At 67.6% G+C, this 17,872-nt stretch carries 14 protein-coding genes; 3 read left to right on the forward strand and 11 right to left on the reverse strand.

Translation table 11 applies throughout. From position 1 onward, the window contains the following. Nucleotides 1-145 precede the first annotated feature (145 nt). Nucleotides 146-1,288 (forward strand): glycosyltransferase, encoded by a 1,143-nt coding sequence (locus tag AC1RHV_RS16735; protein WP_054452088.1) that lies wholly within the window; start codon nucleotides 146-148, stop codon nucleotides 1,286-1,288. Nucleotides 1,289-1,313: 25 nt separating this feature from the next. Here the strand turns inward: AC1RHV_RS16735 and AC1RHV_RS16740 are convergent, their stop codons facing one another. After that, complete coding sequence (locus tag AC1RHV_RS16740; protein WP_208949752.1) at nucleotides 1,314-1,436, reverse strand: putative transporter small subunit; 123 nt, start codon at nucleotides 1,434-1,436, stop codon at nucleotides 1,314-1,316. A 28-nt stretch (nucleotides 1,437-1,464) separates the two neighbouring features. Next, nucleotides 1,465-3,156: a sodium:solute symporter family protein gene (locus AC1RHV_RS16745; RefSeq protein WP_054452087.1), complete on the reverse strand. Its 1,692-nt coding sequence runs from the start codon at nucleotides 3,154-3,156 to the stop codon at nucleotides 1,465-1,467. A 612-nt stretch (nucleotides 3,157-3,768) separates the two neighbouring features. On the opposite strand from AC1RHV_RS16745, the gene AC1RHV_RS16750 reads away from it, so the two are divergent. Beyond that, entirely contained in the window at nucleotides 3,769-4,971 is a 1,203-nt protein-coding gene (locus AC1RHV_RS16750; RefSeq protein ID WP_492301408.1) for an amidohydrolase family protein, read from the forward strand. Here AC1RHV_RS16750 and AC1RHV_RS16755 read toward each other — a convergent pair. Then, nucleotides 4,955-5,827 carry a LysR family transcriptional regulator gene (locus tag AC1RHV_RS16755; protein WP_492301409.1) on the reverse strand — a complete coding sequence of 291 codons (873 nt, stop codon included), beginning with the start codon at nucleotides 5,825-5,827 and terminating at the stop codon, nucleotides 4,955-4,957. The two genes, AC1RHV_RS16750 and AC1RHV_RS16755, sit on opposite strands and share 17 nt — an antisense overlap. Before the next feature lie 129 nt (nucleotides 5,828-5,956). Between AC1RHV_RS16755 and AC1RHV_RS16760 the strand changes: the two genes are divergently transcribed. Next, nucleotides 5,957-6,628 (forward strand): ankyrin repeat domain-containing protein, encoded by a 672-nt coding sequence (locus AC1RHV_RS16760; RefSeq protein ID WP_306653258.1) that lies wholly within the window; start codon nucleotides 5,957-5,959, stop codon nucleotides 6,626-6,628. 71 nt (nucleotides 6,629-6,699) lie between these two features. Here AC1RHV_RS16760 and prpF read toward each other — a convergent pair whose 3' ends face one another. The 8 genes from prpF to AC1RHV_RS16800 all read right to left on the reverse strand — a co-directional run bounded on the left by prpF (nucleotide 6,700) and on the right by AC1RHV_RS16800 (nucleotide 17,796). Next, on the reverse strand, nucleotides 6,700-7,884 hold the full coding sequence (gene prpF, locus AC1RHV_RS16765; RefSeq protein WP_192492342.1) for a 2-methylaconitate cis-trans isomerase PrpF: 1,185 nt from the start codon (nucleotides 7,882-7,884) through the stop codon (nucleotides 6,700-6,702). Between the two features lie 62 nt (nucleotides 7,885-7,946). Beyond that, the gene (gene acnD / locus AC1RHV_RS16770; RefSeq protein WP_054452082.1) at nucleotides 7,947-10,556 is read right to left on the reverse strand and encodes a Fe/S-dependent 2-methylisocitrate dehydratase AcnD; all 2,610 of its coding nucleotides are present in this window, start codon (nucleotides 10,554-10,556) and stop codon (nucleotides 7,947-7,949) included. After that, entirely contained in the window at nucleotides 10,553-11,263 is a 711-nt protein-coding gene (locus tag AC1RHV_RS16775; RefSeq protein WP_054452081.1) for a GntR family transcriptional regulator, read from the reverse strand. Before AC1RHV_RS16775 ends, acnD begins: the two co-directional genes overlap by 4 nt. 130 nt (nucleotides 11,264-11,393) lie before the next feature. Continuing rightward, nucleotides 11,394-13,196: an NAD(P)/FAD-dependent oxidoreductase gene (locus AC1RHV_RS16780; protein ID WP_492301411.1), complete on the reverse strand. Its 1,803-nt coding sequence runs from the start codon at nucleotides 13,194-13,196 to the stop codon at nucleotides 11,394-11,396. A 218-nt stretch (nucleotides 13,197-13,414) separates the two neighbouring features. Then, complete coding sequence (locus AC1RHV_RS16785) at nucleotides 13,415-15,307, reverse strand: sigma-54-dependent Fis family transcriptional regulator (protein WP_492301412.1); 1,893 nt, start codon at nucleotides 15,305-15,307, stop codon at nucleotides 13,415-13,417. A 107-nt stretch (nucleotides 15,308-15,414) separates the two neighbouring features. Further along, entirely contained in the window at nucleotides 15,415-16,386 is a 972-nt protein-coding gene (locus AC1RHV_RS16790) for a Bug family tripartite tricarboxylate transporter substrate binding protein (RefSeq protein ID WP_175180557.1), read from the reverse strand. Nucleotides 16,387-16,417: 31 nt separating this feature from the next. Next, nucleotides 16,418-17,206 (reverse strand): alpha/beta fold hydrolase, encoded by a 789-nt coding sequence (locus AC1RHV_RS16795; RefSeq protein ID WP_054452077.1) that lies wholly within the window; start codon nucleotides 17,204-17,206, stop codon nucleotides 16,418-16,420. Further along, complete coding sequence (locus AC1RHV_RS16800) at nucleotides 17,203-17,796, reverse strand: amino acid synthesis family protein (RefSeq protein ID WP_054452076.1); 594 nt, start codon at nucleotides 17,794-17,796, stop codon at nucleotides 17,203-17,205. Before AC1RHV_RS16800 ends, AC1RHV_RS16795 begins: the two co-directional genes overlap by 4 nt. Nucleotides 17,797-17,872 lie beyond the last annotated feature (76 nt).

A 17,872-nucleotide genomic window follows, 5' to 3' on the forward strand; every position in this document is an offset into this window, starting at 1 on the left:
CTGTCTCGAAGAGCTTTGAAACGGCCAACGATGAAATTGCCGTTGCGGCGCATTATGCACCTTGCGCGCCGAAACGTGCACGGGGATATGCGCGGATGGCGGCCGCGGGGACCGGTCCGTCCAGGGCCTGAACCGGCGTTGCTCGATGAAGATCCTGTACACCAATTTCCATCGCGGCGATGGCGGCGGGCATACCACGTATGTGCTGTCGCTGGCCGGCGCGCTGCGCGGCGCGCACGATATCGTCGTGGCGGCGCCGCCAGACAGCCGGCTGTTCAAGACGGCCCTGGCGATGCCGGGCGTGCGGGTCGAAGCGCTGGATTTCCGCGGCGGCCTGCTGGCCGCGCTGCCCAATGCACGGCGCCTGCGGCGACTGCTGGTGCAGGAACGCTTCGACATCGCGCACGTCAACGGTTCTGCCGACCATCGTGTGTGCATGCTGGCAGGCTTGGGGCTGGGGGCGGACAGCCCTGCGGTGGTGTATACGCAGCACAACGACCGGATCGCCAGCAGCCTGGGCGCGACGCTGCGCGCCCGGCTGGCGACGGACCGCGTCATCTGTGTGTGCGAGCACACGCGCCGCAAGCTGGCGGGCAGCGCATTCGGGCGCTGCGGCCTGCGCACCGTGCGCAATGGCGTGGACGTGGAGCGGTTCATGCCCCCCGCGCCGCAGGCGAGGGCTGAAGCCCGCCGCCGTTGGCTGCCGGCTGCGCACGCGGGCCGGCTGGTGGTCGGCAGCAATGCAGGCACCGCGGACTACAAGCGCTGGCCGGACATGGTCGAGGCCCTGTCCTTGCTGCCTGTCGAGCTGCGGGCGCGTATCGTCATCATGATCGCTGGCGAGCCTCCCGGCGAACCTCAGCGCCGGCGGGTGCGTGAACTGGGCATGGAAGACCAGGTGATCTTCTCGGGCCTGCTGGACGACGTGCGGTCCTTCGTGGCCGCGCTGGACGTGGGCTTTGTGCTGTCCTCGGAGATGGAGACCATCTCGTTCGCGTGCCGCGAGATGATGGCCATGGGTGTGCCGGTCATCGTCAGCAATGCCGGCGGGCTGGCCGAGAATGTGTATCCCGGGCTGGACGGCTGGGTGGTCCCGGCGCGCACGCCCGAGGCCGTGGCAGGCGTGCTGCGCGAGATCCTGGCGCAACCGCAGCTACTGGGTCCCATGGGGCGCGCGGCGCGGGAAAAGGCAGTGCGGGACTTCGCCCTGTCCCGCTTCGTGGCGGACACGCACGCGGTCTACCTTGAAGCGCAGTCGCAGGCCCAGCGTCCGTTGCGGCTGGCGTGAACGCAACGGCCCCAAGCGTACGGCCTCAGACCATCGCTTGGCCGCTGCGCCTGGCAGCGCGGATGTCCCGCCACAGCGTCACGCACAGCAGCGCCAGGATGAGGGCGGAAATGGCGGGCCACACCAGGAAGTAGAACGTCAACCACATATCAGTCTCCTTGTTGCTGAATGGATGCTCAGCCTTGGGCCGGCTGGATTTCGGGGCGTTGCACGGCGGGCGCGGAAAGGGCGTCCTGCGCTTCCTGGAAGGAAGTCACGCGGTCCGCCAACAGGCTGAAATCGAAGCGCTGCTGGTTGCGCAGGCTGAGACCGGCGCAGACCGTGGCGCTTACGCCGTAGGCGGTCAGCGAGCCCATCAGGACGATGTACTCGCGCAAGGTGCCCACGAACACGGGCAGCATGACCAGCATGCCCAGGGCGCCCACGGCGAGCGCCGCGGTGCGGCCGAAGAAGCCGAACGTCATGAGGCCCAGCACCACGCCGCCGCCGATGGCCGAGCAGATCTCGAAGAACACGGCGACCGCGCCGGTGATGGGCAGCAATTCAAAGCGCACGACGGTGAACAGGATAACCGCGCTGAGCACGGCGCTGACGAAGGCGCGGTTGTCGACGCGGTCCCAGTAGAAGCTGGCGATGACGGGGAAAACGATGGCGCCCCACAGCGCGCCGACGAACACCAGCATGACCAGGATATCCAGGCGCAGGCTGGCGAATATCACGCCTATCATCGTGGCGACGATCATGGTGATACGGCCCCACCACAGCATGCGGCGCGGATCGGGGCGGCCGCCGGCCAGGTTCTTGGCGTAAACATCAGTCATGACGATGGCAGACAGCGCGGCCAGGTCGGAGTCGGCGGTCGAAGACAGCGAGCCCACCACCAGCAGGAAGAACAGCGCAATGCCGAAGGGCGGCAGGTAGGTCGAGGCCATCTGCGGGATGATGTTGTTCATGTCGCCGTTGGCGGGCTCCAGGCCGACGAAAAGCGCCAGCAGCCCCAGCATGCCCAGTCCGATCACGACGGCGCCATATCCCGCCGTGGCCGTCAGGAACGTGGGCTTGATCAGGTCTTCGCGCACCGCGAACAGGCGCTGGGCGATGGTCTGGTTGCCGATGGCGTAGGCCAGCACGGCCACGAAATAGGGCGCGCCCTGTTCCAGGATGGCGCGGGTGGAATAGAAGTCCGCCTGGTCGGCGCTCAGGCGCCACATGTTTTCCGACAGGACGTCGGGTCCGCCCGCGTTGAAGAAGATGAGCGGGATGATGACGACCGCGGCGATGATCATGGCGGCCAGCTGCGCAAAATCCGTCATTACGGAAGTGCGGAATCCCGACCACAGCGTGTACGACAGCACGCCCAGGCCGGCGATGAGCACGCCCTGGATGAAGGTGAGCGGGCTCAGGATCGAGACCAGCGCGCCCGCCGCCGTGAAGTTCACCATCAGGCTGATGCAGCTGCCCACGATGTTCGACACCGCCATGATCATCTGGCTGGAGGTGCCGTGGCGCGCGTGTATGACTTCGGCCAGCGTATGCGCCTTGGGCGCCAGCTTGCGGAAGCGCTTGCCGAAGGGATAGATGAAGAGAATCATCAGCGCGCCCCAGAAGCCGTAGTGCAAGGGGCCCGACAGGCCGTACTTGTAGCCCGAGGTGGCGCTGGCGTAGAACGATGCGGCCCAGATCCAGGTTGCGATCATGCTGGCGGTGGACAGGCCGAAGCCGACCGCGTTGTTCGACACCATGTAGCCATCGACGTTTTCGTTCTTCTGGCCGATAAGCAGCGACATGAGGAACGTCGCGCCATAGAACCCGACCAGCAGCAGGATGGCGGTGGTGGCGGATAGCTGAAAGAATTCTGTCTCTTGCATCGTCTTCGTCCTTTCTCCTTGACAGCGTATTCATGACGGACAGTCATGGCTGCATGAAGGCCGTTTCCGCGGGATGCGATGGGCGGCAAACCCCTTTGACGCAGCCGAAACACCAGGCGAGCGGCCGTAGGCGCGATCGCATGCCTGCCCGGCGCGGACGTGACTGGACACGCCCGCGGACGGACAGCAATAAGGCACACCGTATAGGTGTCTTGCTGCCGCATTGCGCAGAACGCTGGTTGCTATTTACGTTGCCCGATGCGGCGAGCGATGGTCCTGCCTGGTAAGCAGGAGTTTTGTTCCGCAGCCTTGACGGCTGGGTTTGGGTGTTTCGGCGTTACACGCCGGGCCGCTGTGCGCGGCCGTGTGATGGATGCTTCCAGCGATGTGCATCGTCTGGCTGCATGCGTAATGAACTTACAACAGGCGCCAAGTATAGGGACATACCCCGCTCGAGTCCAGCTTGCGTCCGCCAGGCGTGCATGCGCGGGTATCGCGAATCGCATTGGCGAGTATCGCGACACTTAATTGGCCGCCGTGCGCGCCATCCGATAAGGTGTACGCAAGCCCGGGCCATGCGTATGACATGGCCGCGCAAGACCGAGACGACACATGACAGACCGCGTATACCTCAATGCCGTGGGAGCAGACGGCAATCCCCTATACATGCACGTGCGCGATGGCCGCATCCTGGCGCTGGGCGCCGAGCCGCCCGTCCTGGGCGCGGCGCAGGTGACCGACCTGCGCGGACACCTGGTGCTGCCGGGCTTTGTCGACGGCCATATCCATCTGGACAAGAGTTTCGTCGGCGACCGCTGGCGGCCGCACCGGCCCGCGGACAGCCTGCGCGAACGGCTGGCCATCGAGAAAGAAGAGCTTGCGGCCGCGCCGCCCATCGAGGGGCGCGCCGATGCCCTTATCGCGCAGGCCGCGGCGTTCGGCACGGTGGCGATGCGCTGCCACGTGGACGTAGACGCCACGACCGGCTTGGCGAATCTGCATGCCGTCATGGCGGCGCGCGAGAAATGGCGCGGCATTGTCGATATCGAACTGGTGGCGTTCCCGCAGGCCGGCGTGATGTCCTGTCCGGACACGCCGCAATGGCTGGAAGCGGCCGTGCGCGAAGGCGCCGGGGTAGTGGGCGGCATCGATCCCTCCACGCTGGACGGCGATGCCGAAGGCCAGCTGGATTGCGTGTTCGGCATCGCTGAGCGGCTGGGCGCCAAGATCGATATCCACCTGCATGAGCCGGGCGAGCAGGGCGTTGCGCAGATTGCGCGCATTGCCGCGCGCGCGCAGGCGCTGGGCCTGGCGGGTCGAGTCGCCATCAGCCACGCCTATGCACTGGGCGACGTCGGCCAGGGGGCGCTGCAGGACGTGGCGCGCAAGCTGGCCGACGCCGGCGTGGCGATCATGACGAACGCGCCAGGCGACCGGGCCTTTCCGCCGGTATTGGCGCTGCGCGCGGCGGGCGTGCGCGTATTCACGGGCAATGACAACATCCAGGATTGCTGGTGGCCCTATGGCAATGGCGACATGCTGCAGCGTGCGATGCTGATCGGCTACCGCTCGGGCTTCTACACGGACGACGATTTGTTGACGGCCTTGCACATGGCGTCGCATGCGGGCGCGGCGGTGCTGGGCCTGGGCGGGTACGGCCTGCAGGTGGGCAATGAGGCGACCTTCGTGGTGCTGCCCGTGCCCAACGGCGCCGCCGCGGTTGCCGCGGTGCCGAGCCAGCGCGCTTTGTTCCGCAAGGGCGAACCCGTGGGCGAGGCGGCTCGGACATACGCTGGCGTCACGCCGGCGGCGTGACCTGCGCGGCGCGTTGCGTGCAGAAGTCCTGCAATGCGCGCCGCAGCGCGTGACCCGCATCGCTGAGCCGCGAGCGCGCATACAGCGACAAGTGCAGGCCGCGCGGCGCCGGAAATCCTTCTTCGGGCGTGAGCAGCCGGTGTTCGGCGCTGGCGCAGGCGGCAGGCAGCAGGCTGATCCCCAGTCCCGCGGCGACGGCAGCGCTCAGGCTGGGCAGGCTGGGGCTGGAAAAGCGCACATGCCAGGGCTTGCCGCTGGTTTCCAGCATGGCGGTCATTTCCTGGCGGTACAGCGCGCCGGACGGAAAGGCCACCAGCGGCACGGCGGTGTCGGGCGCGGGCGGCGGCGCATCGCGGGCGGTGATCCAGCACAGGGGTTCGGGCCAGTGCGCATCGCAATCGGCGTCCACTTCCCATTGCTTGACCAGCAGCAGGTCCAGTTCGCCATCGCGGTAGCGCTGCAGCAGCTGATGACTGAGGCCGCCTTCGACTTCCACGCGCAGGCGCGGATAGGCCGCTTCCACGGCGGCCAGGGTAGGCATCAGCGTGGCGCCCATGAAATCCTCGGGCGCGCCCACGCGCACCACGGCGCTGGCCTGGGCGGCGGCCACGTTTTCGCGCGCCTCCTCAGCCAGCCGCAGGATGCTGCGCGCATAGCCCAGCAGGCGCTCGCCCTCCTCGGTGGGCAGGACATGGCGCTGCGTGCGGTCCAGCAGGCGGCAGCCCAGGTTCTCTTCCAGCCGGATGACGTGCTGGCTGACGGTGGATTGCGTCAGGTGCAGGTGTTCGCTGGCGCGGGTGAAGTTGCCCGTGTCCACGACGGTAAGAAAACTGCGCAGCAGGACGGGATCTAGCATTGGGATGTCCACTCGAATCTATCAAGCCAATTAATTTCATAATACTTGGGCCGGCCGCCATACTTGGAATCTCACGAGGCCGCGAGTCGATTCGGCTTGCCTCAAGCTGTTGATCTGGAGGAAATACCAATGTCTATCTTTCGTGCGGGCCGTCTTTGGCTGGCGGCATTCCTGTTGGGCATGGGGGGCGTGGCCGCGGCCGCGGGCCCGGACACCGCGCTGTTGGCCGCCGCGGGCAATGGCGACGCGGCCCGCGTCAAGCAGCTGCTGGGGCAGGGCGCTGCCGTGGATACGCGCGACGCGGACGGCAATACGCCGCTGCTGCGCGCGACGCAGGGCAATCATGTCGAAGCGGCACGCGTCCTGATCGAGGCCGGCGCCAACGTCAATGCGCAGAACTCGATCCGCGACAGCGCCTACCTGCTGGCCGGCGCCCGCGGCTATCGCGAGATCCTGGCGCTGACGCTGGCGCACGGCGCTGACCTGAAAAGCACCAACCGCTATGGCGGCACTGCCCTCATTCCCGCATGCGAGCGCGGCCACGTCGAAGTGGTGGACATGCTGCTGCGCGCCGGCGTGGACGCGGATCATGTGAACAACCTGGGTTGGACCGGCCTGCTGGAAGCCGTGATCCTGGGCGATGGCGGCGCGCGTCACCAGGCGATCGTCAAGCTGCTGATCGAAGCCGGCGCCGACGTCAACCTGGCGGACGGCAAGGGCGTGACGCCACTGCGTCATGCGCGTGAGCGCGGACAGACCGAAGTCGTGCGCCTGCTGGAGGCGGCGGGAGCGAAGGGCTGAGGCGCTGGCGCTGCGTAAAAAAAAACGGGGCTTGCAAGCCCCGTTCTTCATGCTGGAAACGGCAAGCCGGATCAGAACCCCTCGCGCGGCACGTGGACGCGGCCTTCCATCAGCACGCGGGCGCTGCGGCTCATGATGGCCTTGGTGACCTTCCATTCGCCGTCCACGAGCTGGGCTTCGGCGCCGACGCGCAAGGTGCCGGACGGATGGCCGAAGCAGACGTTGTCGCGTTCGCCGCCGCCCGCGGCCAGGTTGACCAGCGTGCCCGGCACCGCCGCCGCGGTGGCAATGGCGACGGACGCGGTGCCCATCATGGCGTGGTGCAGCTTGCCCATGGAGAGCGCGCGCACCAGCACGTCGATGTCGCCCGCGCCGATCTTCTTGCCGCTGGAGGACACGTATTCCTTGGGCGCCGCCACGAAGGCGACCTTGGGCGTGTGCTGGCGGCTGGCGGCCTCTTCCAGCGTCTTGATCAGGCCCATGCGCAGCGCGCCGTGGGCGCGGATGGTCTCGAAGCGCGCCAGCGCGGCGGCGTCGCCGTTGATGTCGTCCTGCAGTTCGGTGCCGCGGTAGCCCAAGGCTTCGGCGTCCAGGAAGATCGTGGGGATGCCGGAGTTGATCATGGTGGCCTTGAAGGTGCCGATGCCAGGCACTTCCAGGTCGTCCACCAGCTTGCCGGTGGGGAACATGGAACCGCCGTCGCCTTCCTCGGCCGGGTCCATGAATTCCAGGCGCAGTTCAGCCGCCGGGAAGGTTACGCCGTCCAGTTCGAAGTCGCCGGTTTCCTGCACCGCGCCGCCCGTCATGGGGACGTGCGCGATGATGGTTTTCTGGATGTTGGCCTGCCAGATGCGCACGACGGCGACGCCGTCCTGCGGCACGCGGGCGGGGTCGACCAGGCCGTTGGTGATGGCGAACGGGCCGACGGCGGCGGACAGGTTGCCGCAATTGCCGCTCCAGTCCACGAAGGGCTGGTCGATGGAGACCTGGCCGAACAGGTAGTCCACGTCATGGTCGGGGCGCGTGCTTTTGCCGATGATGACGGTCTTGCTGGTGCTGGAGGTGGCCGCGCCCATGCCGTCGATCTGCTTGCCGTAGGGATCGGGGCTGCCGATCACGCGCATGAGCAGCGCGTCGCGCGCGGCGCCGGGCACGCGCGCGGACTCGGGCAGGTCGTCGAGCTTGAAGAACACGCCTTTGCTGGTGCCGCCGCGCATGTAGGTGGCGGCTATCTTGGTCTGGGGAGCATGGGTCATGGGGCAGTCCTGATGATGGGTGTTGGGGCGGGCGCCGCGGCGCCCGTCCCGCCTATGGCGGATCAGCCGGCTTTCTTGTCGGCGCCGGAAGCTTCCAGGAAGTCCTGGGCAAAGCGCTGCAGCACGCCGCCGGCTTCGTAGATCGAGACCTCTTCGGCCGTGTCCAGGCGGCAGGTCACGGGGACTTCGACGGTTTCGCCGTTGCGGCGGTGGATCACCAGCGTCAGGTCGGCGCGCGGCTTGCGCTCGCCGATGACGTCATAGCTTTCGGTGCCGTCCAGGGCCAGCGTCTTGCGGTTCACGCCCGCCTTGAATTCCAGGGGCAGTACGCCCATGCCGATGAGGTTGGTGCGGTGGATGCGTTCGAAGCCTTCGGCGACGATGGCTTCCACGCCAGCCAGGCGCACGCCCTTGGCGGCCCAGTCGCGCGACGAGCCCTGGCCGTAGTCGGCGCCGGCCACGATGATCAGCGGCTGCTTGCGGTCCATGTAGGTTTCGATGGCTTCCCACATGCGCATGACCTTGCCTTCAGGTTCCACGCGGGCCAGCGAGCCTTGCTTCACCGTACCGTCCGCGTTCTTCACCATTTCGTTGAAGAGCTTGGGGTTGGCAAAGGTGGCGCGTTGCGCGGTGAGGTGGTCGCCGCGGTGGGTGGCGTAGGAGTTGAAGTCCTCTTCGGGCAGGCCCATCTTGTGCAGGTATTCGCCCGCGGCGCTGTCCATCAGGATGGCGTTGGACGGCGACAGGTGGTCGGTGGTGATGTTGTCGCCCAGCACGGCCAGCGGCAGCATGCCGCGCAGCGTGCGCTCGCCTGCCAGCGCGCCTTCCCAGTATGGCGGGCGGCGGATGTAGGTGCTCTGCGCACGCCAGTCGTACAACGGGCTGACGGCGGCCTTGCGGTCGTCCTGGATGCCGAACATGGGGGCGTAGACCTTGCGGAACTGCTCGGGCTTGACCGCCGACTTCACCACGGCGTCGATCTCTTCGTCGCTGGGCCAGATGTCCTTGAGACGGATCTCGCGGCCGGCGGCGTCCGTGCCGAGCACGTCGCGCTCGATGTCGAAGCGGATGGTGCCGGCAATGGCATAGGCCACGACCAGCGGCGGCGAGGCCAGGAAGGCCTGCTTGGCATAGGGATGGATGCGGCCGTCGAAGTTGCGGTTACCGGACAGCACGGCGGTGGCGTAGAGGTCGCGATCGATGATTTCCTGCTGGATGACCGGGTCCAGCGCGCCCGACATGCCGTTGCAAGTGGTACAGGCGAAGGCCACGACGCCGAAGCCCAGCTGTTCCAGTTCCGGCGTCAGGCCGGCTTCGTCCAGGTACAGCGAGACGGCCTTGGATCCCGGCGCCAGCGAGCTCTTGACCCAGGGCTTGCGGGTCAGGCCCGCGCGGTTGGCGTTGCGCGCCAACAGGCCGGCGGCGATGACGTTGCGCGGATTGCTGGTGTTGGTGCAGCTGGTGATGGCGGCGATGATCACGGCGCCGTCGGGCATCTGGCCGGGATTGTTTTCCACCACGCCGGAGATGCCGCGCTCGGCCAGGTCGCTGACCGGCAGGCGGCGGTGCGGATTGGACGGACCGGCCAGGGTGCGCACCACGCTGGACAGGTCGAAGCGCAGCACGCGCTCGTATTCGGCCTGCTTCAGGCTGTCGGACCACAGGCCCGTGGTCTTGGCGTAGTTCTCGACCAAGGCGATCTGCTCGTCCTCGCGGCCGGTCAGGCGCAGGTAGTCGATGGTCTGCTGGTCAATCGAGAACATCGCGGCGGTGGCGCCGTACTCGGGCGCCATGTTCGAGATGGTGGCGCGGTCGCCCAGCGTGAGGCTGGCGGCGCCTGCGCCGTAGAACTCCAGGTAGGCGCCCACGACCTTCTCCTTGCGCAGGAATTCGGTCAGGGTCAGCACGATGTCGGTGGCGGTGATGCCGGGCTGCGCGCGGCCGGTGAGTTCCACGCCGATGATGTCGGGCAGGCGCATCCACGAGGCGCGGCCCAGCATGACGTTCTCGGCTTCCAGGCCGCCCACGCCGATGGCGATCACGCCCAGCGCGTCCACGTGCGGCGTGTGGCTGTCGGTGCCGACCAGCGTGTCGGGGAATGCCACGCCGTCCTGCGTGTAGATGACGGGCGACATGCGTTCCAGGTTGATCTGGTGCATGATGCCATTGCCCGGCGGCACGACTTCGATGTTGCGGAAGGCCTGCTTGGTCCAGTCGATGAAATGGAAGCGGTCTTCGTTGCGGCGGTCTTCCACGGCGCGGTTCTTGGCGAAGGCGTCGGGGTCGTCGCCGCCGTATTCCACGGCCAGCGAGTGGTCGACGATCAGCTGCACCGGCACCACCGGATTGACCTTGGCGGGGTCGCCGCCCTTGTCGGCAATGGCGTCGCGCAGGCCGGCCAGGTCGACCAGCGCGGTCTGGCCGAGAATGTCGTGACAGACCACGCGCGCCGGGAACCACGGGAAGTCCAGATCGCGGCGGCGCTCGATCAGCTGCTTCAACGCGTCGGTCAGCATGGCCGGATCGCAACGGCGCACCAGGTTTTCCGCCAGCACGCGCGAGGTGTAGGGCAGGCGGTCGTAGGCCCCGGGCGAGATCGCCTCGACGGCGGCGCGGGTGTCGAAGTAGTCCAGGCGGGTGCCGGGCAGGGGCTTGCGGTAGTTTTGGTTCATGCCTCGGTGCGCTGCAGGTTGCCCTGCGCGATCTGCTGTTCGATGTTGATACGGGATGCGCGGATGTGGCGGCGCATCAGGATTTCAGCCAACTCGCCATCGCCGTCGGCGATGGCATCCAGAATGCGGTGGTGTTCGGCGTAGGCCTGCCGGGGGCGGTTGGGGGTGGTCGAATACTGGATGCGGTACATGCGCGCCAGCTGGTAGAGCTCGTCGCACAGCATGCGGAACAGCATCTGGTTGCCGCTGCCCTTGACGATGCGGTAGTGGAAATCGTAGTCGCCTTCCTGCTGGTAATAGCCCAGCCCGGCCTGGAAGGCTTCGTCGCGTTCGTGCGCTTCCAGCACGGCGCGCAGCTCGGCGATTTCCGAGGGCGGCATGCGTTCGGCGGCCAGGCGGCAGGCCATACCTTCCAGCGATTCGCGGATTTCGTAGAGTTCGGACAGTTCCTGCTGCGACAGCGACACCACGCGGGCGCCGGCGTGGGGCACGCGCACCAGCAGCTTCTGGCCTTCCAGGCGGTGCAGGGCCTCGCGCAGCGGGCCGCGGCTGACGCCATGGATGCGGGCCAGCTCGGGCTCGGAAATCTTGCTGCCGGGGGCGATTTCACCCTTGACGATGGCGGACTGGATCTTGCGGAATATGTGTTCCGCAAGCGTCTCGTTGTCGCCGGGGGCGGCGCCGGGCAGGGTCAGCACCTTGCTCATTGTGTTGACAATCTTTCCGCTATGGGAAGAAAAATTCGGAAAAAAGCGCCGTGTGACGCAAGATTGTCAACAATTTACCTCGGCGGCGGGGCGGGCGCAAGCCCGCCCCAATGGGACGCAGGGCGGGCGCCTAGCGCTTGTGGTGCACTTCCTGCAAGCCATAGACCTGCACCGGCACGCCCACCTGCCGCGCCTTCAGCTGCAAGGACAGGTACTGCGAGTAGTGCCGCGACTGGTGCAGGTTGCCGCCATGGAACCAGAGCGCTTCCTGCTGCGTGGGCTTCCACATGTTGCGCTGCTCGCCCTCCCAGGGGCCGGGGTCCTTGGTGGTGTCCGAGCCCAGGCCCCAGCACTTGCCGACCTTGTCCGCGACCTCGCGGTTGATCAGGTCGGCGGCCCAGCCGTTCATCGAGCCGTAGCCGGTGGCATAGACCACCAGGTCAGCCGGCAGGCTGACGCCGGACTTCAGCACCACGGCGTCGCGTGTCAGGTGGCTGACGTCGGTGCGTGACTGCAGCTTGACGCTGCCGTCGATGATCAGATCGCAGGCGCCGACGTCGATGTAGTAGCCGGAGCCGCGCCGCAGGTACTTCATGAACAGGCCCGAACCGTCATCACCCCAGTCCAGCATGAAGCCGGCCTCTTCGAGCTTGGCGTAGAACCCGGCGTCGCGTTCGCGCATCTGGTCGTAGAGCGGGATCTGGAACTGCGCCATGATCTTGTAGGGCAGGGACGCGAAAGTCAGGTCGGCCTTGCGGGTGGTCATGCCATTGGCCAGCGCCTGCTCCGAATACAGGCCGCCCAGGCCGATGTCCATCAGCGTGTCGGAACGCACGATGTGGGTGGACGAGCGCTGCACCATGGTGACGTTGGCCCCGCCTTCCCACAGCGCCGCGCAGATGTCGTGCGCGGAGTTGTTGGCGCCGATGACGACCACGTTCTTGCCGCGGTAGGCGTCCGGGCCGGGGTGTTGCGAAGAATGCTGCTGTTCGCCCTGGAATTCATCCTGGCCGGCGAAGGTGGGGACATTGGGCTTGCCGGACATGCCGGTGGCCAGCACCAGCTGTTTGGGCCGCAGCACCACGGGCTTGCCCTCGCGCAACACCGTGACCTCCCATTCCTGTTTCTGCTCGTCGTAACGGGCCGACTGGCAGACGCTGGAGGTCCAGTAGTTGAGCTCCATGATCTTGGTGTACATCTCCAGCCAGTCGCCGATCTTGTCCTTGGGCGCGAAGACGGGCCAGTTCTCGGGAAAGGGGATGTAGGGCAGATGGTCGTACCAGACCGGGTCGTGCAGGCACAGGGACTTGTAGCGCTTTCTCCAGCTGTCGCCGGCGCGTTCGTTCTTTTCGATGATGATGGTCGGCACGTCCAGTTGGCGCAGGCGTGCGCCCAGCGCGATGCCGCCTTGGCCGCCGCCGATGATGAGCACGTAGGGCTGGGTCTGGTAGCCCAGCTCGGCGGCTTCCTGCTCGCGTTTTTCCAGCCAGGTCTGGCGCGTGCGGCTGCTGCCGTGTTCGGCGCCCTTGGGACGGCGCAGGCCGCTGGGTTCCTCGTGCCCCTTGAGTTCGGACATGGTGGTCAGCAGCGTCCAGATCTTGCCGTCCTGGACGCGGATGTGGCCGTAGCCGCGCGCGCGGTTGGTCTCGATCTCGATCCAGCCTTGCAGCAGGCCGGCCTCCTGCGACACGGTTTCCTTCGGATCCAGGCTGAAGCGCACCGGCTCCACCTGCGACAGCTGGTGTTGCAGCATGTCGCGGATCTGGCCATGGCCTTCGAGCGTGCGGATGTTCCAGGTGAACAGCACCAGGTCGCGCCAGTAGCAGTCATCCTGGAACAGGGCCGCGACGCCGTCGATGTCCTTGTTGCCCAGCGCCGTGTTCAGGCGCGTGAGCACGGCGTCCAGGGCGGCGCCGGCTTGATCGGTCTGCATGTCTAGTCTCCTTGCCCGTGGCGGGCGATCGTTGTCGTGGCGGACCGGGACATGGTCCGCTGGCGGCCCCGGCCTGTGCCGGCCGGTGGGCGTCGATAACGATCAAGCAATCGGCATGCCAGCCCTGGCGCGCAGGAGAGCTGGACTGGATGCCGTGGCGCCGCGCCACACCTGTGGCGCAAGGGTGTGGCGCCTGGGGTGGCGCCCGGCCGTGGGCCTCAGGAGCGCGAGGAGACGCCGTGGCGCCGCATCTGGCGATGCACGGTGGAGCGGTCCACGCCCAGGCGCCGCGCCGCTTCGGAGACGTTGCCGCCGCAACTGGCCAGCATGGCGCGCAAGGCCGCCTCTGCGGGGCTGGCGGCGGCCGCCGCGGGCGCCAGTGCGTCGGGCAGGTCGGCGGGTTCGATCACGCCGTTCTCGCACAGCGCGGCGGCGACCGCGATGGCGTTGGCGAGTTCACGGATATTGCCGGGCCAGGCATGCGCCTTCAACGCCATCAGCGCGGCGGGCGCCAGCACGGGGGCGCCGGACTCGTCCTGGTGGCGCGCCAGCAGGCGGGCGATGAGCCATTCCAGGTCCGCACGTTCACGCAGCGGCGGCACGGTCAGCGTGGCGGCATTGATGCGGTAATAGAGGTCTTCGCGGAAGCGCCCCTCGCGCACCAGGGCGGCCAGGTCGCGGTGCGAGGCCGACACCAGGCACAGGCGCACGGCGCGCGGGGCGTTGGCGCCGATGGGTGTGACCTCGGATTCGGCCAGCACGCGCAAGAGGCGGCTTTGCAGCGCCAGCGGCATGTCGCCGATCTCGTCCAGGAACAGGGTGCCGCCGTCGGATTCCTCGATCAGGCCCTTGCGGCCCTTGGCCGCCGCGCCGGTGTAGGCACCGGGCAGGTAGCCGAACAGCTCGCTTTCGATCAGCGATTCGGGAATCGCCGCGCAATTCACGGCGACGAAGCGCCCGGCGCGCTGGCTGCTGTCGTGGATGGCGCGGGCCAGGTATTCCTTGCCGACTCCGGTTTCGCCTTGCAGCAGGAGGGGCAGCCCCTGCCGGGCCAGTTTGGCTGCGCGCGTCAGCATGGCCGCCATGCGAGCATCGCCGCCATCCAGACCGCGCAGCGCGGACGGCGCGCCGCGCACGGCGACCGAGGTTCCGCGCGCGTGCCGGTTGGGTTCGATGGCGTGCGCGAACAGCGCGTTGCCGTCGCGGGCCGCGATCAGGCGTTGCTGCGGCGCATGGGCGCGGGTGTAGCGCGGCAGGTCATCGAGCTGCACGTCGAAGAAACGGGTGACGGGCTGGCCGATCAGGCCGGCGGGATTGCGCCAGTCTAGGCCGGCGGCGCGCGCCAGCAGCTTGGCGCCGGTATGCGTCATGCCCAGGATGCGGCCGGAGCCGTCCAGCGAGATCGCGGCCTCCGGGTCCACGTCCAGGAATTCCGGCGAGCGCGCGAAGCGCAGCACCCATTCGTTGCTGGTGCGCGCCATCAGGTTGGCCATCTCGATGCGCCGCGTGGTGCTGGTGACCAGGTGCAGCGCCAGGTTCTGGCTGGCTTTCAGGATGGGCGAGCTCAGCAGCGAGATGTCCAGCACGGCCGCGAGTTCGCCGTCGGCGTTGTAGATCGGCGCGGCGGTGCAGGACAGCGGCGTATGGGTGTTGTCGAAGTGGTCGCTCTGGTGGATGGTAAGGGCTTCGCCGCTTTCCAGGCAGGCGCCCACGGCGCAGGTGCCGGCGCGGCGCTCCGACCATTCCGACCCCAGATACAGTCCGGCCTTGCGCAGGCTGGCGGTCTGCTGCGCGTCGCCCAGGAATTCCACGGTGACGCCCTGGCGATCGGCCAGCAGCAGCACGTAGTTCTGGCCGGCGACCTGGCGGAACAGATGGTCCAGGCCGGACCTTGCAATGGAAATCAGCGCTTCGGACTGCTGGCGGTGTTCGCGCAGCCGGCCATCCGGCACGATATAGGCCTCGCAGGCCTGGGCGGGATCCAGCCGGTACTGGTCCAGGCAGCGCAGCCAGCTGCTGACCACGTGCGCGTCGCGCTGGGTGGGGCGGCCCTGGCCGACTTGTTCGATCTCGCGGATATGGGCGGAGTGCAGGGATTCCTGACTAGGCATGTCGTCTCCATGTTGCGCCCGATCTGCGCCGGATCAACGGCCAGCATGCACAGAGGACGACACGCCTGTAAATGCTGGTTATCCAGCATCGGGACGTATGGGGGACGCTACAGGTCGACCTTGACCTTGCCGGCCTGCACCAGCCCCGCCACGTCGCGGATTTCCGCCAGCAACGCCTGTTGCAGCTGCGCGGGCGTGCCGCCGGTGGGCTGGAAGCCCTGTTCGCCCAGCTTGGCGCGCACCGTCTCGGTCTGCAGCGCGCGGTTGATGCCCTGGTTCAGCGCCGCGATGGTGGCTTCCGGAGTGCCCGCCGCGCAATAGGTGCCGAACTGGATCTGCGCCGAGAAGCCGGGGTAACCGCCTTCCGCCACCGTGGGAATGTCGGGGTACTTGGGCAGGCGTTCCGGGCTGGTCACGGCCAGCACGCGCAGGCGTCCGCCTTGCAGATACGGTTCCACCGCTGCGACGGTGGCGACCACCACCTGGATCTGTCCGCCCAGCAGGTCCGTCATCATCGGACCCGTGCCGCGGTAGGGCACGTGCAGCATGTCGATGCCGCAGGCGGCCTGCAGCAATTCGGTGGCCAGGTGTTGCGGCGTGGCGTTGCCGGGGGAGCCGAAGGTCAGCCCCTTGGGCTCGCGCTTGGCCTGGGCGACGAGTTCGCCCAGGGTCTTGGCAGGCAGGTCCGCATTGACCGCCACCATGTAGGGCGAACGCGCAATCGGGCAGACCGGCGCCAGTTGCTTGAGCACGTCCTCGGGCGGCTTGGCGTAGTAGCGCACCGACGGCACCAGGCCGGCAAACAGCAGCACGCTGCCATCCTTGGCGCCGTTGGCGGTGTAGTCGGCGCCCAGCATGCCGCTGGCGCCGGGTTTGTTCTCAACCACCACCGGGCGGTCCAGCGCGCCTTCCAGCGTGGCGGCGATCACTCGGCCCAGCACGTCGGTGCCGCCGCCGGGCGGGAAGGGCACGATGACGCGCAAAGGGGCTTCGCGCGCGCTGGCGGCGCCGCCGAGCGCGGCGCCCAGCGGCGTGAGCGCCAGGGCCGCCATGTTCTTCAGGATGGTTCTGCGATTCATATTGTTTGTCTCCGTATCCACTCTACGCGGGCTAGGCCGCGCTTGGCGCGCCGGCAGCCGGCAGAAAAAATCCATGCAGCGCCGCCGCCACGATGGCCGGTTCCTCCACCGGCAGCATGTGTCGCTGGCCTGGCACCACCTGCGCCTGCGCATGGGGCAGCGCTTCGGCCAGTTCCCGTGTCATGCGCGGGGTCGAGCCGACGTCCAGTTCGCCGGTCAGCGCCAGCGCGGGACAGGCGATGTCTGGCGCGGCCTGCGCCAGGATCGGGTCGCCCTGCGCGAACACGCGGTAAGCGGCCAGGAAGCTGGCGCGGTCGTTGTCCAGCAGGCGCTGGCCGATGCTGGCCACGCGCTCGGGACGCCGGGCCTGGAACGCGGGCGTGAACCAGCGCTGCAGCGAGACCTGGGCCGCGGCTGCGGGATCCTGCGTGGCAGCTGCTTCCAGCCGCGCCAGCACGGCGCGCGTTTCGTCCGCGCTGCGGCGGAACACCGTGCTCAGCAAGGCCAGGCGCGTGACGCGTTGCGGGCGTGCGGCGGCATAGGCGCCCGCGATCAGGCCGCCCATGGAATAGCCCAGCAGATTGGCGCTTTGCCAGCCGGCGCGATCCAGTTCCGCGTCCAGCTGCGCGATGTAGTCCTGCACCGTCACTCCATCGGCGACGGCGGGGGCGCGGCCATGGCCCAGCATGTCGTAGCGCAGCACCTCGAAATGCGGCTCCAGCAGCGGCGCCAGATCGTCCCACAAGGTGTGGTCCAGGCCGACGCCATGCAGCAGCACTAGCGGTACGCCGCGGCCCGAACGGCGAAAATGCGCGCTCATTTGGCCTGCGCCTCGCGTTCCAGTTCCTGCAGGTCGGAATAGCGGTTGCCGATCCGATGATGCGGACGGCCCGAGGTCGCCGCGCCCAGGGCGATCACGATTTCGTCGGGGGCGGGCGCGTCGTTGATGGTTGTCTGCACGGTCAGATAGTGCGAGCGCAGGCCTTCGTCGAGCTTGTGCATCAGCGGCACGGTGATCACGCAGCCGGGGCCGCCGCGCATATTGGTAAAGCTCAGGTAGCTGGTGCCGCCAACCGCGCCGCGATAGGCGTTGCCGAAGCGCAGGGTGTGGATCAGCGCCGAGGCGTGTTCGACTTCGCCGGCCGTGCCCACGACCGCGGCCTTGCCATAGGCTTCAACCTGGTCGGCCGAGCCGGCCTGACGCAGGATTTCCGCGACCAGCAGCTCGCCCAGCGGCGGCGCGGCCTCCAGGATCTTGGGTCGCAGGTCTTCCTGGAACGGCTGGCCGGCCCAGGGATTGCGGATCACGGCCGCGGCGATGACCATCACCAGCGGGCGCTCGGCGGCGCGACCGCCTTCGATCAGGGTTTTTTCCACATAGCTGACTACCTTGCGCACTTGCAAAGACATAACCGCTGCTCCAGTACCTGTAGGAATGAAAGACGCGGCCATTGTTGAAGGCAAGGCGGAGTTTTGACAATCCAAA

The sequence above is a fragment of the Achromobacter sp. GW823-FHT04E03 genome (genome assembly GCF_058796095.1).